Source organism: Acetobacter oeni (genome assembly GCF_011516825.1).
Lineage (GTDB): Bacteria > Pseudomonadota > Alphaproteobacteria > Acetobacterales > Acetobacteraceae > Acetobacter > Acetobacter oeni.
The window spans coordinates 1-3382 of sequence record NZ_WOTA01000072.1 but is presented as its reverse complement, the minus strand read 5'-3'; the positions used below and the strand labels follow the sequence as shown (position 1 = coordinate 3382).

The 3382-nt window shown below is 56.4% G+C and carries 3 protein-coding genes; all 3 read right to left on the bottom strand.

Features of this window, described 5'->3' with window-relative positions:
* Positions 1-127 precede the first annotated feature (127 nt).
* The 3 genes from GOB90_RS18545 to GOB90_RS18535 are packed head-to-tail and all read right to left on the bottom strand — an operon-like array spanning position 128 to position 3263.
* On the bottom strand, positions 128-1126 hold the full coding sequence (locus GOB90_RS18545) for a tyrosine-type recombinase/integrase (RefSeq protein ID WP_146893102.1): 999 nt from the start codon (positions 1124-1126) through the stop codon (positions 128-130).
* Positions 1123-2043: a tyrosine-type recombinase/integrase gene (locus GOB90_RS18540; RefSeq protein ID WP_146893104.1), complete on the bottom strand. Its 921-nt coding sequence runs from the start codon at positions 2041-2043 to the stop codon at positions 1123-1125. The genes GOB90_RS18545 and GOB90_RS18540 overlap by 4 nt, the downstream gene beginning before the upstream one ends.
* The gene (locus GOB90_RS18535; protein WP_146893106.1) at positions 2037-3263 is read right to left on the bottom strand and encodes a tyrosine-type recombinase/integrase; all 1227 of its coding nucleotides are present in this window, start codon (positions 3261-3263) and stop codon (positions 2037-2039) included. Before GOB90_RS18535 ends, GOB90_RS18540 begins: the two co-directional genes overlap by 7 nt.
* Positions 3264-3382 lie beyond the last annotated feature (119 nt).

The following is a 3382-nucleotide window of genomic DNA, read 5'->3' as shown; positions in this document are numbered from 1 at the left end:
GCAGGCCGATCGTCACAAGCATGGCATGGTACCCGATCATATCCCGGTACGCCCAGACACACGCCGAGCGCCGGTATGGAAGAGAACCTGACCGCCGCGGAGCGATCAGGTCCAAATTCTCACGCTGTCATGCTCCCCGATGTGCCATCAGGGAAGCGATCAATGCGTCGGGTGCCTTGAAACGGCCCCGCCGGAGTGACGGCGGCAACACCGCCTCGATTGCCTCGAGTTTTTCGGATGGATCTATCCGCAGATAGACCTCGGTCGTTCGGATATCCGCATGTCCCAGCCAGAGAGCAACCTTGCGAATATCCCGCGTGGCCTGAAGCATGGTCACCGCGCAGCTATGCCGCAAGAGATGAGGTGTAATCACGCGATCTGATAAAGTGGGACATTGACTTGCGGCTGAAGCCGCATGTTTTTCCAGGACATATTCGAAGCCTGCGCGCGTCATCGTCCGGCCTTGTGCGTTGGTAAATAATTCCGGTGTTGGTGGCGTGCCTCTGACGGCGAGCCATGCCCGGATATCGCGCGCGGTATCTTTCCAGAGCGGCAGGCACCGCTCACGCCGCCCCTTGCCCAACACCGTGACGCTGGGGGTGGGATGCAGGACGACGTCTTCAAGGCGGACACCAACCAGTTCAGAAACACGTAATCCACCTGCGAAACAAAGATGCAGCATGGCCCGATCTCGTATTCCTGCACGGGTCTTGAGATCGGGAGCGTCGAGAACAGCGCGTATTTCGATCAGCGTCAGATGTTGAACGAGTTTCTGTTCATGCCGCTTGCCCGGGATTGCCCTGATCTGGGCAATCTGTTCCAGTGCTCTGGGATATTTCAATTCGACGTAGCGCATAAATGTCTTGATTGCCGCGAGCCGCAGATTCCGGGTGGAAGCACTGTTGCCGCGCTCCCGTTCGATATTGGTGAGGAATGCGATGACCATGTCGGCATTGATCTGTTCGAGCATGAGCTGGGCTGGCCGCACACGTAATCTGGTAGAGACAAAAGCAAGGAGCAGCTTGAAACTATGGGCGTACGCATCGCAGCTATGCGGACTGAAACCACGCTGATTGGGTAGATAATCACGCAGGAAGCCAGTGATGAGAGGCGCGATCGGGGTCATGACAGCTTCTCCCCGATCAGGTTTTCGGCCATTCCGGCGATATCGCTCATCAATTCGGGTGTCGCCTGCAGATACCAGTAGGTATATCGGATATGTGCGTGCCCGAGATACGTCGACAGCGCGATAAAATCGCGCGCGACATCCTCCCGCCGGGCCGAGCATTGTTCGAGCACCCGTGTCGCGAAAGTATGTCGGAGATCATGGATGCGAGGGCGACGGGTGCGCCCTTGGCCGACACCCGCCTTGCGCAGGATAACATGGAATGCCGCATACAAGGTTCCCACGCCCATCGGCTTTCCGCCAACGGACAGAAATACATGATCGTCCGCTCCTGCGAACCGCTCACGGATAGCAAGGTAGTCGCGCAATGCGGCAGCGACGCTCGGATGCATTGGAACAAGTCGGCTTTTATTGAATTTCGTCTGACGGATATGCAGGACCCCGTCCGGTAGCAGATCGCACAATCTGAGATTAAGCGCCTCGGAGACCCGCAGACCGGTGGAGGCAAGCAGTCCGATCAGCATCACGTATATGTGCTGCCTGAGCGGACTGGGCTTCTGCCGGCGCAAATTGCCCGCTGCAGTGAGCATGCGGGCAATTTCGTCCCGGGAATAGATGTAAGGCGTCGGTCTCGATACCGGGCAATAAAATATGTGGTGGTCAGGAACTTCATGAAGAGGATCTTCCGCGCGCAGAAAACGTGCAAAATGCGCAAGCTCCTGAAGTTTTCGATATCGGCTGCGTTGGGTTGACGAGGTCGAAGATGACCACTCCAGCGCGCTCTCGATACGAATATGGGTATCGGCGCGTTCCGCCGCATAGCGGGCAAATGCCTCGAGATGACGGGCTGTTTTTTCAAGTTTGAACCCCTGTGAGCGGCGCAGGGTTATGTAGCGGTTCACGTCGTCGATCAGCATGGCGCCCTCCCATCCCATGGTTGGGCAATAGCCGACAGGAGCGTCAGATCGACCTTGGCATAATGGGCCGTCATCGCTGTATCGCGGTGGCGAAGTACCGCGCCGACATCAGCCAGCCTCACCCCATGACGCAGCATGGCGGTTGCCGCCGAATGACGCAGAATATGTGCGCCACGATGCGGACTCTCTATGCCGGCCCGCGTCAAGGCACGATTGACCAGGCATTTTACGACGATCCTGTTAATCTCATGAACCGGAGCGAATACAGTGACGAACAACGCGCGTGTTGGCACTGGCGGTCTTTGACGCGTCACATAGGCAATGATAGCGTCGCCTATTTCCTGCGTCAGTGGCAGCAATTCAAGTCGGCGGCCTTTCCCATGGATCCGAATATGACCCTGACTCCAGTCGAGATCGTCAAACGTCAGACGCGCGACCTCGCTGGCACGCAATCCAAGACGGGCCAGCAGCAGAATGATGGCTCGATCCCGGAGATGCTGTTCGCCATCGCACGCATCGATAATGCGCCCAATCTCCGTGTCCGGAAGAAATCGCGGGATGGAGGTCAACTGCCAGTTTGCTGATCGGGGCAGTGCATGCACCAATCCCGACGGACAACGCCTTGTCGCAACCAAAAAACGCAGAAATGACCGTGTTGAAACAATGATGCCCTTTACTCGACACTGTGAGACATTCTGTCCCCGTTCCAGGACGAAGGCACGGATGGTGGCTGCCGTATAAGTGGTCGGATCTTCACCCATGTAGGCAACAAAAAGACGAATGACGTGAAGGTAAAAACCGAGCGTTGTCTCTGCCAGACCATGCTGTTCCAATGCCCAATGTCTGAATTCCACGAGGAGAGCGGGTTCGGCAGGAGCAGGCAAAGAATCCAGCACTTTGCATGTTTCCAAATAGATAATGAATAATTTGGCACATCCCACGACATCCTGACGGAGATCGCCGGGAAATCGCGCTCGATATCCCGACGCGATCAGCGTAGATGAAGCCATGTATGCTTGGCGAATGGTCGCGAGCGTATAATCTGCCGCGCGTGCCCAATGCGTCCAGCATGCCAGCAGCCGCTCCAATTCTATAACGGTCAAAGGTGTGTATTGCTTCTCGCGAAGCCACTGAAGAAAACCCTCGACGTGATTTGCCGCAAGTCCAGCTGCCAGTCGTGTTTTGACCGAATTCTGGCGAATATAGTTACCTGTTGGCATGATGCCTCCTCCTGTTGGGTGGAAGCAGAATTATGACCACCGGATCTCTCGATCAGGGCGACCGAAATGTCGCCTCGGGATATGATCAGGTCATGCCATGCTTGTGACGATCGGCCGGT